This is a genomic window from Marinobacter sp., from assembly GCF_039977835.1.
In the GTDB taxonomy this organism is placed as follows: domain Bacteria; phylum Pseudomonadota; class Gammaproteobacteria; order Pseudomonadales; family Oleiphilaceae; genus Marinobacter.
This window is the reverse complement of the sequence record NZ_JBDWCL010000034.1, coordinates 74,895-89,456: the sequence shown is the minus strand read 5'-3', so window position 1 is coordinate 89,456 and position 14,562 is coordinate 74,895. Positions and strand designations below refer to the sequence as shown.

Below are 14,562 nucleotides of genomic sequence, written 5' to 3'. Positions count from 1 at the left end.
AGTGACGAAACAGACGAAGAGTCAACAGCGTAACGTAGCCACCAAGCTGATTGAATCGCACCTGGTGTCCGGAAAGCTGAAGCCCGGCGAGGAAATCGGGCTGAGGATCGACCAGACGCTTACCCAGGATGCCACCGGAACGCTGGTGATGCTTGAGCTTGAGGCCATGGGGCTTGATCAGGTGAAGACCGAGCTTTCCGCCCAGTACGTCGACCACAACCTGTTGCAGACGGACCACCGCAACCCGGACGACCATGTGTTTCTGCGCAGTGCCTGCGAAAGGTTCGGTATCTGGTTCAGCCCCGCCGGGTCCGGCGTAAGCCATCCGGTTCATATGGAGCGTTTCGGTAAACCGGGCAAAACCCTCCTGGGTTCAGACAGCCATACCTGCGCGGCAGGATCCCTCGGAATGCTGGCAATGGGGGCGGGTGGCCTGTCTGTCGCCATGGCCATGTGCGGAGAGCCGTTTTACCTGAACATGCCCAGGGTGATGGGGGTAAAACTCACAGGAAGGCTGCCGGACTGGGTAAGTGCCAAGGATGTGATTCTTGAGATGCTTCGCCGTCATGGTGTCAAGGGCGGTGCCGGGAAAATCATCGAATACTACGGACCGGGCCTCAAAGGGCTCTCGGCCATGGATCGACATGTTATAGCCAATATGGGCCAGGAGATGGGCCATACCGCCACCGTGTTTCCGGCCGATGACCTGGTGCGTGATTTCCTCCGCCAGCAACAGCGTGAAACCGATTTCCAGAGGCTGGAGGCCGATGCCGGGGCCACCTATGACCTGCACGATGAGATCGACCTGGGTCAGCTGGAACCGTTGATTGCGCTGCCGAGCAGTCCCGATAAAGTGTTCCCGGTGCGGGAAGTGGCAGGAGAACCCATCTATCAGGCCTACATAGGCTCGTCCGCAAATCCCGGCCTGCGGGATTTCGCGATTCCGGCGATGATGGTTAAAGGTCGTCAGGTTCATGAGCGGGTGTCATTCGATATAAATCCCACCTCTCGCCAGGTACTGGAGAACCTCGTTGAGCTGGGCCATCTGACGAATTTGCTCAGTGCCGGCGCGCGCTTGCATCAGACCGGTTGCAACGGCTGCATCGGCATGGGGCAGGCACCGGCAACGGACCAGATCAGTTTGCGTACGGTGCCACGGAATTTCGCGGGTCGCTCCGGTACCAGCGAAGACAGGGTGTGCCTCTGTAGCCCTGAAACAGCAGCTGCTTCGGCACTGACAGGCGTGATCACCGATCCCCGCGACCTGGAGATGAGTTATCCTGTTTTCGACGAGCGCAGCACCTTTTACGTGGAAGATCGAAACATCCGTCCTCCGGCTAAGCACCCGGAGCTGAGTGTGGTTGAGAAAGGCCCCAACATCAGCACCCTGCCTAGCTTTGACAGCCTTCCGGACGCATTGGAGGCCCCGGTTCTGCTCAAGGTGGGCGACGATGTCTCCACGGACGATATCCTGCCCGCGGGCTCCAGGATATTGCCTTTCCGCAGTAATATCCCGGCAATCAGTGAGTTCACCTATACCCGGCTGGACCCGAGCTTTCCGGAACGGGCAAAACAGCACCAGGCCAGTGGCTCGGTGATTGTTGGGGGCGATAACTATGGCCAAGGCTCAAGCCGGGAGCATGCGGCCCTTGCCCCTCGTTATCTGGGTGTGCGGGTAGTTATTGCCAAAAGCTATTCACGCATCCACTGGCAGAACCTGTGCAGCTTCGGCGTCCTGCCTCTGAAGTTCGTCGCCCCTGAGACTTTTGATAATATTGAGCAGGGTGACGAACTGGCATTCGAAGGTCTGTTGGAAGCGCTGGAAGCCGGGGACAGCATCATTGCCAGGAACAACCGTACCGGCGAGCACCATGAGTTGACTCATGATCTCAGTGATCGGCAGGTTCGCATGATTAAAGAAGGTGGCCTTCTGAACATGATGCGCCAGGCCCTCGCCGCGTGAAGCGTTGGCGTGATACACACGAAGGAACCTCATGTCTGATCTGAAAGACCCAAGAGTTCTGTTTGCCGCTGAACGCACCCTGCTGGCCTGGAACCGCACCAGTCTGTCGTTCATTGCATTCGGCTTTCTGATTGAGCGCGCGGGCCTGCTTCTGCATGTGCTGGCACCGGAAAGTGTGGGCGTGATGAATGCCATGCTGGGGTTCTGGATTGGCATCCTGTTTATACTGCTGGGGGCATTTGCGGCGGTGTGGTCATCGCGCCAGTTCCGTGCGCTGTTACGCACTCTGAGCCCGGCGGAATTTCCCACCGGCTACGGATTCCGCTGGGGGCTTGCCGTCAACATGGTGGTGGCCTTTCTGGGCCTTGTGCTGGTTGGCGCGCTGTTTATCGGCCGCGGGTAGTGCGCACGTCACCCACGGCCTGGTCTGTGGAAGTGTAATTACCGTGGCCTGCGGTCACCCTCCATGATCTTGGCCACAAACACGGATTTGCCGTATTCCTCGAAGGACCACTTCATGGTCTCAGACAAGACCCGCATAACTTCATCATACTCACCGAACATCTCTGTGCTCATGCGCCCCGGGTGGACTTCCAGGCCACTTTTCTCCAGTCGTTCAACAACCGCGCGGATGGGCGGCTTGTAGTCGTCGGTGAGCGGATAGCAACTCAATTGCACTGATAGATACATAAAACCTCTCCGGTTCAGTAACCCATGGCTGACGATGTGCTGCGGCGCGGGTCTGCACCGCCGTACAGGGTTCCGTCACTGTCGATCAGTATGCTCTGGATAGCGCCCATTGCGCTACCCGTCACCACCTTGTGGCCCTTGCTCTCAAGCAGCCGTACAGTGTCGGGGCTGATTCCCTGTTCAATGCGTATCTCATCCGGCAGCCACTGGTGGTGGATTCTCGGCGCACTGACCGCCGACTGTATGTTCATATTATGATCAATCACATTGAGTATCACCTGCAAGGTGGTGGTGATGATCCGCGAGCCGCCGGGGCTTCCTGTAATCAGGTAATTACGGCCATCACGCCTGACGATGGTTGGTGACATCGAGCTCAGCATGCGTTTGCCCGGTTCCACCTTGTTGGCTTCACCACCGATCAGCCCATAAGCGTTGGGCTCGCCCGGTTTGGCACTGAAATCATCCATTTCATTGTTCAGCAGAAACCCGGCGCCGGCCACGGTGATGCCGGAACCATAACTGAAGTTGATGGTGTAAGTATTGGAAACCGCATTCCCCCAGCGGTCGACAATGGAAAAGTGGGTGGTTTCCGGGCTTTCATAGGCGCCTGGGTTGCCGGCGCTGATCTCGGACGAAGGGCGGGCTTTATCGGCGTCGATGGTTTTGCGCAAGGCCTCGCCATAGGCTTTGCTGGCCAATCCCTCCAGGGGAACCTCCACGAAGTCGGTATCGCCCAGAAACTCGGCACGGTCGGCATAGGCGAGTTTCATGGCTTCAGCCATATGGTGGATGCTGGCGGCGGAATTGTGGCCGAAATCAGAGAGTGGGTAGCCTTCAAGGATATTGAGAATCTGTACGATGTGAGTGCCGCCGGAGGAGGGTGGCGACATGGAATAGATGTCGTGTCCCCGGTAACTGCCATGAACCGGCTGGCGGACCTGGGGCTGGTAGTTCTTGAGGTCGTCCAGGGTGATCAGGCCGTCGTGGCGTTCCATTTCCTCCACGATCAGTTGCGCGGTCCTGCCCTCGTAGAAACCTTTAAGGCCCTGGTCCGCAATGCGCTGGAGGGTATCAGCCAGTTCCGGTTGCCGGAAGCGTTCGCCGGGTTGCCACGCGGAACCGTCTTCTTTATAGAAGGTTTCCAGGGTTGCAGGCCAGCGCTGTAGCCGGTCCCGGGCCTCTTCCAGGCCTTCGGTAAAGCGGCCTGGTACGATAAAGCCTTCCCGCGCCAGCTTTATCGCCGGCGCCAGTGCCTCTTTCAGGAACAGGGTGCCGTGCCGCTCCAGCGCCAGGGCAAGACCAGCCACGGTACCGGGTACCCCGGCGGCCTTATGGGTGAACCGGCTGCGGTTCTGTACCACGTTGCCTTCCTCATCCTGGAACATCGTTTCCGTGGCTGCGGCCGGCGCTTTCTCCCGGTAATCGATGGCTTCCACGGCTTCACCGCTGCCGGGCGCATAAAGCATGAAACCACCCCCGCCAATATTGCCCGAGCGGGGCTGGGTGACTGCCAGGGCAAACCCGGCTGTGACCGCTGCATCCATGGCGTTGCCACCGTTTTCCAGAACCTTCCGCGCCACTTCGGTTGCCAGTGTATGGCTGGTGGCGACCATCCCGTTCATCGCCTTGACCGGGTGGTGGCGTTCGCCCTCGAGAATAGCGTCGGCCATAGCCGGTTGCAGTGGCAGGAGTAATGCGATGGTAATGATCAGTTTTGTGGCCAGTGAGTGGCCCGGCACGGCTTTTTTGTTACGTACCTGTAGGGGGTGTCTATCCATGTCAGTGCGCCTCGTTTCTGATGCTCAGATAGGCTATCATAGCCGGTCATTTTTAAGGGTGTGAACCTGCACGCCCACTTTCCCGGATCAGATTAAGGAAAGGCTTCCATGGAGCATACCTATCGTCTTGTGATTTCCTGCCCGGACCGGGTGGGTATCGTTGCCAAGGTCAGTAATTTCCTGTCGACCTACAATGGCTGGATTACCGAGGCGAGCCACCACTCGGATACCCAGACAGGCTGGTTTTTCATGCGGCATGAAATCAAGGCCGATTCGATTCCCTTCGGGCTTGAGCAGTTCCGCATCGCTTTTGAGCCCATTGCCCGCGAGTTCGACATGAACTGGCATATTGCTGATTCGGCCCGGCCCAAGAAAGTCATCCTCATGTGCAGCAAGGAATCCCACTGCGTGGCAGACCTGCTCCATCGCTGGCACAGCAAGGAAATCAATGCCGAGATTGTGGCTGTTATCTCCAACCATGAAGACCTCAGGCGCATGGTCGAGTGGCATGAAATACCTTATCACTACATCCCCGTCGACAAGAACAATCGCGACGAAGCGTTTGGTGAGGTTGACGGCCTGATCGAAGGGTACGAGGCCGATGTAGTGGTGCTGGCCCGATACATGCAGATACTCCCCGCGAGCCTGTGCGAGAAGTACTCAGGCAAGGTCATCAACATTCACCACAGCTTTCTGCCTTCCTTTGCGGGTGCGCGGCCATACCATCAGGCGTACAGCCGGGGTGTGAAGCTGATAGGTGCCACCTGCCACTACGTGACGCAGGATCTGGATGAAGGCCCCATTATCGAGCAGGATGTGATCCGCATCAGCCACAGTGACTCGATCGAGGATATGGTGCGCCTGGGCAAGGATGTGGAGAAAAACGCCCTGTCCCGGGGGCTGAGGGCACACATTGAAGACCGTGTGATCACCTACGAAAACAAGACCGTGGTTTTTGACTGACGGACACTGCCATATACCCCGCTAAAGGGTTGAATGTGGTAGTATTGGCCGCTTGTTAAAGAATAACTATGGGGCGCTCTGAAGGGCCCTGAAACGACTTCCAGCAAATGCAAAGGAACCTTTCTCGATGGGTGAGTTAGCCAAAGAGATCCTGCCGGTAAATATTGAAGACGAGCTGAAACAGTCCTATCTCGATTACGCCATGAGCGTTATCGTTGGTCGTGCACTTCCGGACGTGCGGGATGGCCTCAAGCCGGTGCATCGCCGAGTATTGTTCGCCATGTCCGAGCTCAATAACGACTGGAACAAGGCTTACAAGAAGTCCGCCCGTGTGGTGGGTGACGTTATCGGTAAATACCATCCCCATGGTGATTCCGCTGTTTACGACACCATTGTCCGTATGGCCCAGCCTTTCTCCCTGCGGTATCCGCTGGTAGATGGCCAGGGCAACTTCGGTTCCATCGACGGCGATAACGCAGCCGCCATGCGTTACACCGAGATCCGCATGGAGAAAATTGCCCACTCCCTGCTGGCGGATCTGGAAAAGGAAACGGTGGACTTCGTCCCCAACTACGACGGCACCGAGCAGATCCCCGAAGTACTGCCCACGCGGGTTCCGAACCTTCTGGTCAACGGCTCCTCCGGTATTGCCGTGGGCATGGCGACCAATATTCCGCCCCATAACCTCACGGAGATTGTGAACGGCTGCCTGGCGCTGATCGACAACCCGGACATGACCGTTGATGATCTCATGGAGCATATTCCGGGGCCGGACTTCCCCACCGAGGGTATTATCAACGGCCGCGCCGGCATTGTTGAGGCATACCGCACCGGCCGTGGGCGCATCTACATTCGTGCCCGCCATGAAATCGAGCACGACAAAAAAACCAACCGCGATGCCATTATTATTACCGAGCTGCCGTACCAGCTGAACAAAGCACGGCTGATCGAGAAAATTGCGGAACTGGTTAAAGAGAAGCGCCTGGAAGGCATTACCGAACTGCGGGATGAATCCAACAAGGAAGGCATCCGGGTGGTGATTGAATTGCGTCGCGGGGAAAACCCGGACGTCATCGTCAACAACCTTTTTACTCATACCCAGCTGCAGACGGTCTTCGGCATCAACATGGTCGCCCTGATCAACGGTGAGCCGAAGATCCTGAACCTGAAGCAGATGCTGGACGCCTTTGTCCGCCATCGCCGGGAAGTAGTAACCCGCCGGACTATCTTTGAGCTGCGCAAGGCCCGGGAACGCGGCCATATTCTGGAAGGTCTTACGGTAGCGCTGGCAAATATCGATGAAATTATTGCCCTGATCAAGGCATCCCCGGGTGCTGCCGAGGCAAAAGAAAAGCTGATGGCCCAGGGCTGGGCGCCGGGCGACGTTATGGCGATGCTGGAACGGGCGGGCGAAGATGCCTGCCGGCCGGACGACCTGCCGGAGATCTTTGGCCTGCGTAACGGGCTTTATCACCTGTCGCCGGAACAGGCCCAGGCCATCCTGGATCTGCGCCTGCACCGCCTGACCGGCCTCGAAACCGAGAAGCTGCAGAACGAGTACAAAGACATTCTCGAGAAGATTGCCGATCTGCTGGAGATTCTGGCAGACCCGGACCGTTTGATGCAGGTTATCCGTGAAGAGCTTGAGGCCATCGTTAGCGAGTTCGGTGACAAGCGCCTGACCGAGATCACCAGTTCCAAGCGGGACCTGACCATCGCCGATCTGATTGACGAGGAAGACCTCGTAGTGACCATCTCTCACGGTGGTTACGCCAAGACCCAGGCGGTGGAAGACTATCAGGCCCAGCGCCGTGGTGGCCGTGGCAAGGCGGCGACCTCCATGAAAGACGAGGATTTTGTCGAGAAGCTGCTGGTCGCCAACTCCCACGACACCATTCTGTGTTTCTCCAACAGGGGCAAGGTGTACTGGTTGCGGGTGTTCGAGATTCCACGTGCCAGCCGCGCCTCTCGTGGCCGCCCGATGGTGAATATCCTGCCGCTGGACGAAGGAGAGCGTATTACCACCTTCCTGCCGGTACGTGATTATCCGGAAGACCAGTATGTGCTGATGGCCACCTCGGCCGGTGTGGTCAAGAAAACACCGCTGCCGAACTTCTCACGCCCCCGCAGCAGTGGTCTGATCGCCCTGTCGCTGGATGAGGGTGATACCCTGATTGGCGCGGCGATCACCAAGGGCGATGCGGAAGTCATGCTGTTCTCCTCGGCTGGTAAAGCGGTTCGCTTCAACGAAGAAGCGGTACGCCCCATGAGCCGGACGGCCCGTGGTGTGCGTGGTATCAGGATGCCGGAAGGGCACCACGTGGTGTCGCTGATCATTCCCCAGGAAGGCGCAGTGCTGCTGACAGCCAGCGAAAACGGCTATGGTAAGCGCACCACGTTTGACGAGTTCCCCACCTACAGTCGTGGCAGTCAGGGCGTTATCGCCATGCAGTGTTCCGAGCGTAACGGCAATCTGGTCACGGCGCTGCAGCTGTTCGAAGGCGACGAAATGATGCTGATCTCGGACAAGGGCACGCTGGTACGTACCCGTACCGACGAAGTATCGGTTCTGAGCCGCAACACCCAGGGGGTTCGCCTGATCAAACTGAGCCAGGAAGACGAGCGTCTTGTGGGCGTTGAGCGTATTGCTGAAACTGATGCCGAAGAGGTTGATGGTGAGGAAGCGCCTGCGTCTGAGTCTGATGGCGAAGAAGGTGCACAAGGCACAGGTGATGCAGGAGAGAGTGCCGGCGAGGAATAAGCCGGCACCTTAATTGGCAATACTTGAGAGATCACAGGATCATGAGCAGGGCGTATAATTTTTGTGCAGGTCCGGCAACCTTGCCGGAGCCCGTGCTGCAACAGGCACGGGAAGAAATGCTGGACTGGCGCGGCACCGGCATGTCGGTGATGGAGATGAGTCACCGCAGTGACGAGTTCGTGGAAATCGCCGAGACTGCCGAGAAAGACCTTCGGGAATTGGCCGGAGTTTCAGATGATTATGCCGTACTCTTCATGCAGGGTGGAGCTTCCAGCCAGTTCGCGACCATTCCGCTGAACCTGCTCGGCGACAAGACATCGGCAGATTATATCAACACCGGTATCTGGTCGAAGAAAGCCATTGCCGAGGCCAGCCGTTATGGCCAGATAAACGTGGCCGCCAGCAGCGAAGCGGACGGGTTCACCAGTGTTCCCGATCAGCACACATGGAAGACCCGGGCGGATGCTGCCTACCTGCACTACACGCCCAACGAAACCATTGGTGGCCTGGAGTTTGATTTCGTGCCCGAGAGCGGTGCCGTGCCACTGGTGGCGGACATGTCATCCACCATGCTCTCGCGCCCGGTGGATGTATCAAAGTTCGGCCTGATCTACGCAGGTGCCCAGAAAAATATCGGTCCCTCCGGTCTGGTGACGGTCATCATTCGAAAGGACTTACTGGGCAGGGCCCAGAAGATCACGCCCACGATGATGAACTACCAGGTAATCGCGGATAATGACTCCATGTACAACACGCCCGCCACCTATTCCTGGTACCTGGCGGGACTCGTATTCAAGTGGCTGAAAGAGCAGGGCGGCGTTACGGCAATGGGCGAGATAAATCGTCGCAAGGCCAGCAAGCTGTATGGATTTATCGACGAAAACGATTTCTACGCCAATCCGATTTCGCCGCGTTTCCGCTCCTGGATGAACGTTCCTTTTACCCTGGCGGACGACGCGCTTAACGATGCCTTTCTCCAAGGGGCCAACGAGCGTGGTCTGCTGAACCTGAAGGGGCACCGCTCTGTGGGCGGTATGCGGGCCAGTATCTACAACGCCATGCCCGAAGCCGGTGTGGACACGCTGATCGACTACATGACCGCATTTGCGAAGGAGCGGGGCTGATCATGAGCAGTGATGAGCAGGCCCGCCTCGGGCAGTTGAGGGACGAGATTGACCGGCTGGACCGGGAGATCATGGACCTGATCAGTAAGCGGGCCGAGTGCGCCCAGGAAGTGGCCCGGGTAAAGACCGAAGCCCATCCGGGGAAAGACGTGTTTTTCTACCGTCCGGAGCGGGAAGCCCAGGTGCTGCGGCGCATCAAGGAAAGCAACCCAGGCCCCCTGTCCGGCGAAGAGATGGCGCGGTTGTTCCGGGAAATCATGTCCGCCTGCCTCGCCCTGGAAAAGCCCATGCACATCGCTTTCCTGGGGCCGATGGGAACCTTCACCCAGGCTGCGGCGCTCAAGCACTTTGGCCACTCCGTAATCAGTGTTCCGCTGCCGGCGATCGACGCGGTTTTCCGCGAGGTGGAATCCGGTGCCGCCCACTATGGGGTGGTTCCGGTGGAAAACTCCACCGAAGGTATGATCAATCATACTCTGGATATGTTCATGTCTTCGCCGCTGAAGATCTGTGGCGAAGTCCAGTTGCGCATTCATCATCACCTGATGGTGTCGCCAGAATACAAGGACGAGGAAATTGTCCGCATCTATTCGCATCAACAGTCGTTTGCCCAGTGCAGGCAGTGGCTGGACGCCCACCGCTATGGCATTGAGCGGGTAACCGTCAGTAGCAATGCCGAAGCGGCAAGGCGTGCAGCAGAAGAGCCGGGCACGGCTGCCATCGCCGGTGATATGGCGGCGGAACTCTACGGCCTGGAAGTGCTGGCGACCAGTATTGAAGACCGACCGGACAACACCACCCGTTTTCTGATCATCGGGCGTGAGGAGGTGCCGGCCAGCGGCAATGACAAGTCGTCTATCCTGGTGTCGATGCGCAACAAGCCCGGGGCGCTTTACCAGCTGCTGGAGCCTTTCCACAAACATGGCCTGAGCCTGACCCGGATCGAAACACGGCCCTCTCCCAGTGGCACCTGGGCTTACGTGTTCTATATCGATTTTGAAGGCCATGTAGAGGACGAGCAGGTGAGCAAGGTGCTTTCCGAGATCGATGAAGAAGCCGTGGAACTGAAACGCCTTGGTTCCTACCCCATTGGGGTTTTGTAGAGCAACACGAATTGCTGAGGAAGGGTTCAATGTCGACTGATTACCAAAGCCTGGCGGTCAAAGGCGTACAGGCGTTATCCCCCTACCAGCCCGGCAAGCCCATTGATGAGCTGGCCCGGGAGCTGGGCCTCAACCCTGACAGCATCATCAAGCTGGCCAGCAACGAGAATCCGTTGGGGCCCAGCCCCAAAGCACTGGCCGCGGTCAAGGAAGTGCTGGATGAACTCTGCCGTTATCCCGATGGCAATGGTTTTGACCTCAAGCAGGCGCTTTCTGCGCGCTATGGTGTCCAGCCGTCGCAGATTACTCTGGGCAATGGTTCCAATGATGTTCTGGAAGTGATCGCCCGGTGTTTTGCGGACCAGAATTCGGAAGTGGTGTTCTCCCAGTACGCGTTTGCCGTTTACCCGCTGGTAACCCAGGCGATTGGCGCCACAGGTGTGTCGGTTCCCGCCAGGGACTATGGCCACGATCTGAACGCCATGGCGGAGGCTGTAACAAGCCGCACAAAGCTGGTGTTCGTTGCCAACCCGAATAATCCCACCGGCACCGTACATGGTGCTGGGGCAATTGAGGCGTTTCTGGACCGGATTCCGGAGCACGTGCTGGTGGTTCTCGATGAAGCCTACTGCGAATACCTGCAGGGCGAGGGTTATGTGGACGGCCTGTCACTGCTCGGGCGCTATCCTAACCTGATTGTTACCCGTACCTTCTCCAAGGCCTGGGGGTTGGCATCACTGCGTGCCGGCTACAGCGTCAGTTCTCCTGAAATCGCCAATGTTCTCAATCGGGTACGCCAGCCTTTTAATGTAGATACTTTGGCGTTGGCTGCCGCTACTGCGGTCCTGGGTGACGAGCAATACCTTCAGCGTGCCCGGCAAGTGAACACCGAGGGCATGAAACAGCTTGAGACGGCCTTTAACGAAATGGGGCTGAATTATATTCCCTCCGCCGGCAATTTTATTGCGGTGGATGTGGGAGAACGGGCTGCGGATATCAATCAGTTATTGCTCGAGCAGGGCGTTATTGTCCGGCCGATTGCCGGCTATGGTATGCCCGCGCATTTACGGGTTTCCATCGGCCTGCCCGAGGAGAATGATCGCTTTATCGAGTCCCTGGCCCGTGCTCTGGATACGCTGTCGGCCGCTCAGTGCGGGGAGGAAGCGTAAGGTGTCTGCCGTCCAGCCCCTGTTCCAGCGCGTTGCGGTTATCGGCCTTGGCCTGATTGGCGGGTCCCTGGCCAGAGCCGTCCGCGTTAACGGCCTCGCCGTGACCGTTGTTGGGGCCGACAAGCGGGCCGACGAACTGGCCCTGGGCAGGGAGCTGGGCATTATTGATGAGGCGGCCGGCACCATCGCCGAGGCCGTGATCGGTAGCGACCTGGTTGTTCTTGCCGTACCCGTCAAGGCAACGCGTACCGTACTGGAGGAAATTCGCCCACACCTTGGCACCAATACCGTGCTTACGGACGTTGGCAGCACCAAGACCAGTTTCGTGAATGACGTGCGTGAGGTGTTTGGCGAACTGCCGGCCAAGGTGGTTCCTGGCCACCCCATCGCGGGTTCGGAAAAGAGTGGTATCCGGGCGGCCGATCCCGGGCTGTTTGCCAATCACAAGGTGATCCTGACTCCGGCGGACAATGTCAGCACGTCGGATCTGGAGAAGCTGAAGGCGCTATGGGAGGGTTGCGGTGCCACAGTGCTGACTATGTCCGTGGCCTATCACGACGAAGTACTCGCTGCCACAAGCCACCTCCCACATCTGATTGCCTTCTCGCTGGTGGATACACTGGCGGGTGAGGACGAGAATCTCGATATATTCCGTTACGCGGCAGGGGGCTTTCGTGACTTTACCCGGATCGCGGCCAGCGATCCGGTGATGTGGCACGATATTTTTCTCTCCAACCGGGATGCGGTGCTACGGGTCATTGATCACTTCACCCACGATCTGGACCTGCTTCGCACCGCCATTGCCGATCAGGACAGTGCAACCCTGTTACGGGTTTTCAGTCGCGCCAAAGCGGCGCGGGAACATTTTTCCAAAATGCTTTCAGGAAAGGCTTACGTGACCAACAACAGTCAGAAACAGGTAACATTCCGTCTTCAGCCCGGCGGTCGGATTTCCGGAGAAATTCGTGTGCCGGGCGACAAATCCGTTTCCCATCGGTCCATCATGCTGGGAGCACTTGCCGACGGCATCACCGAGGTGAAAGGCTTCCTGGAGGGGGAGGACAGTCTGGCCACGCTTCAGGCTTTCCGTGATATGGGTGTCACCATTGAAGGGCCGGATGAAGGCTTTGTTCGCATCCATGGTGTAGGAATCAACGGCCTGCAGGCACCGCGGGGGCCGCTCTACCTGGGTAACTCCGGTACTGCCATGAGACTGTTCTCAGGCTTGCTGGCAGCCCAGCCATTTGATTCGGAGCTGACGGGCGACGAGAGTCTCTCCAGACGACCAATGGGGCGCGTCGCGGACCCGCTGCGGGCGATGGGAGCCGTAATCGATACTGCCGAGGGCGGCCGGCCGCCGCTGAAAATTCGCGGTGGCCATGCGCTGACGGGTATTCATTACGAGATGCCGGTGGCCAGTGCCCAGGTGAAGTCCTGCCTGTTGCTTGCCGGGCTTTATGCCGAAGGTGTGACCTCGGTGACTGAGCCGGCGCCCACCCGGGATCACACTGAGCGCATGCTGGAAGGTTTCGGCTATCACGTTCATCGTGACATGGCCACTGCCAGCGTTACCGGGGGAGGGCGCCTGACGGCAACCGCGATTGACGTACCGGCGGACATTTCTTCTGCGGCGTTTTTCCTGGTGGCGGCCAGTATTGCGCCGGATTCCGACCTCATCATCCGCCACGTGGGCATGAACCCTACCCGCGTAGGGGTCATCAATATTCTGCGCATGATGGGCGCCAATATCGAAGTGCTGGAGGAGCGGGTGATCGGCGGTGAACCGGTCGCCGATCTCCGTGTCCGTTCTGCCGCTCTCAAGGGTATCGACATTCCTGAGGATCAGGTGCCCCTGGCCATCGACGAATTTCCGGTACTGTTTATCGCTGCTGTATGCGCGGAAGGGAGAACCGTCCTGCGTGGAGCGGAGGAGCTCCGTGTCAAGGAAAGCGACCGGATTCAGGTGATGGCTGATGGCCTGACGGCGTTGGGCGTGGAAACCACCGTCACACCGGACGGCATTGTTATTGACGGTGGCCAGGCCATCGGTGCTGGCGCGGTCAACAGTCACGGCGACCACCGGATTGCGATGGCGTTTGCCGTGGCCTCACTGCGAGCCAGTGGCAATATTGAAGTGACCGACTGCGCCAATGTGGCAACGTCGTTCCCGGGGTTTGTCGAGTTGGCCAGCCGCACCGGCATCAATATCTCGGCCGAGGGAACTGAATAATGGTTGAGAGCAAGGCGCCCATTATTACCGTGGATGGCCCTGGTGGCTCCGGCAAGGGCACCATTACGCAGATGCTGGCGCGAAAACTGGGCTGGCACCTGCTTGATAGCGGCGCGCTCTACCGGCTTACGGCACTTGCTGCCGAAAGGCAGGGCGTTTCGTTGGATGACGAGCCGGCATTGGTCAGGCTTGCCGCTAATCTGGACGTGGCATTCGAGCCGACACCCCCGGGTGAGCCGGCAAAAGTATTGATGGCCGGCAGCGATGTGACCGCAGATATACGTACAGAAACCTGCGGGGATAATGCCTCGAAGGTTGCCGTGATGCAGCCCGTTCGCGATGCGCTGCTGCAGCGTCAGCGTGATTTTCGCAAGCCCCCGGGACTGGTGGCGGACGGTCGCGATATGGGTACAGTGGTGTTTCCGGACGCACCGGTAAAGATCTTTCTGACGGCCAGCGCGGAAGAGCGTGCGCAAAGACGTTACAGCCAGTTGAAGGACGCCGGGGTCGATGTTAATATTGACGCCCTTTTAGAGGAGATACGGGTGCGCGATGAACGGGATATAAACCGTGCCGCCGCCCCGCTCAAGCCTGCGGATGATGCGCAAGTCATTGATTCTACGGGGTTGAGTATAGAAGAGGTGCTAGTCAGGGTTATGGCCGCTGCAGGTCAGGCCTGACTACACCTTTTTGTCGTTGAAATTCCGGATTCAGCGTTATCGGCCAGCCACTGGCTGAATCCGGATTGAAACTAACAGACCGTGTTGCTGGTAGCACGGAG

The 14,562-nt window shown here is 58.3% G+C and carries 11 protein-coding genes; 9 read left to right on the top strand and 2 right to left on the bottom strand.

The features are described 5' to 3' along the window. Position 1 precedes the first annotated feature (1 nt). Positions 2-1,963 (top strand): aconitate hydratase, encoded by a 1,962-nt coding sequence (locus tag ABJM11_RS09450; RefSeq protein ID WP_348297074.1) that lies wholly within the window; start codon positions 2-4, stop codon positions 1,961-1,963. Positions 1,964-1,994: 31 nt separating this feature from the next. Further along, positions 1,995-2,366, top strand: coding sequence for a YidH family protein (locus ABJM11_RS09445; RefSeq protein ID WP_285358881.1), 372 nt, complete (start codon positions 1,995-1,997; stop codon positions 2,364-2,366). Between the two features lie 38 nt (positions 2,367-2,404). On the opposite strand, the gene ABJM11_RS09440 is transcribed toward ABJM11_RS09445, so the two are convergent. Together ABJM11_RS09440 and ggt are read right to left on the bottom strand one after the other, a co-directional pair. Then, on the bottom strand, positions 2,405-2,653 hold the full coding sequence (locus tag ABJM11_RS09440; protein WP_348297073.1) for a YkoF family thiamine/hydroxymethylpyrimidine-binding protein: 249 nt from the start codon (positions 2,651-2,653) through the stop codon (positions 2,405-2,407). Between the two features lie 14 nt (positions 2,654-2,667). Continuing rightward, entirely contained in the window at positions 2,668-4,323 is a 1,656-nt protein-coding gene (gene ggt, locus ABJM11_RS09435) for a gamma-glutamyltransferase (protein WP_348297089.1), read from the bottom strand. Positions 4,324-4,539: 216 nt separating this feature from the next. Here ggt and purU point away from each other — a divergent pair, with 216 nt between their 5' ends. The 7 genes from purU to cmk all read left to right on the top strand — a co-directional run bounded on the left by purU (position 4,540) and on the right by cmk (position 14,461). Then, complete coding sequence (gene purU, locus ABJM11_RS09430; RefSeq protein WP_348297072.1) at positions 4,540-5,394, top strand: formyltetrahydrofolate deformylase; 855 nt, start codon at positions 4,540-4,542, stop codon at positions 5,392-5,394. A gap of 127 nt (positions 5,395-5,521) precedes the next feature. Next, entirely contained in the window at positions 5,522-8,155 is a 2,634-nt protein-coding gene (gene gyrA, locus ABJM11_RS09425) for a DNA gyrase subunit A (protein WP_348297071.1), read from the top strand. A 41-nt stretch (positions 8,156-8,196) separates the two neighbouring features. Further along, complete coding sequence (gene serC / locus ABJM11_RS09420) at positions 8,197-9,279, top strand: 3-phosphoserine/phosphohydroxythreonine transaminase (protein ID WP_348297070.1); 1,083 nt, start codon at positions 8,197-8,199, stop codon at positions 9,277-9,279. A gap of 2 nt (positions 9,280-9,281) precedes the next feature. Next, positions 9,282-10,382 carry a prephenate dehydratase gene (gene pheA, locus ABJM11_RS09415; RefSeq protein WP_348297069.1) on the top strand — a complete coding sequence of 367 codons (1,101 nt, stop codon included), beginning with the start codon at positions 9,282-9,284 and terminating at the stop codon, positions 10,380-10,382. A gap of 29 nt (positions 10,383-10,411) precedes the next feature. Beyond that, positions 10,412-11,551, top strand: a complete 1,140-nt coding sequence (hisC, locus tag ABJM11_RS09410; RefSeq protein ID WP_348297068.1) for a histidinol-phosphate transaminase — start codon at positions 10,412-10,414, stop codon at positions 11,549-11,551. A gap of 1 nt (position 11,552) precedes the next feature. Continuing rightward, positions 11,553-13,781 (top strand): bifunctional prephenate dehydrogenase/3-phosphoshikimate 1-carboxyvinyltransferase, encoded by a 2,229-nt coding sequence (locus ABJM11_RS09405; RefSeq protein ID WP_348297067.1) that lies wholly within the window; start codon positions 11,553-11,555, stop codon positions 13,779-13,781. Beyond that, positions 13,781-14,461, top strand: a complete 681-nt coding sequence (gene cmk / locus ABJM11_RS09400; protein ID WP_348297066.1) for a (d)CMP kinase — start codon at positions 13,781-13,783, stop codon at positions 14,459-14,461. The genes ABJM11_RS09405 and cmk overlap by 1 nt, the downstream gene beginning before the upstream one ends. Positions 14,462-14,562 lie beyond the last annotated feature (101 nt).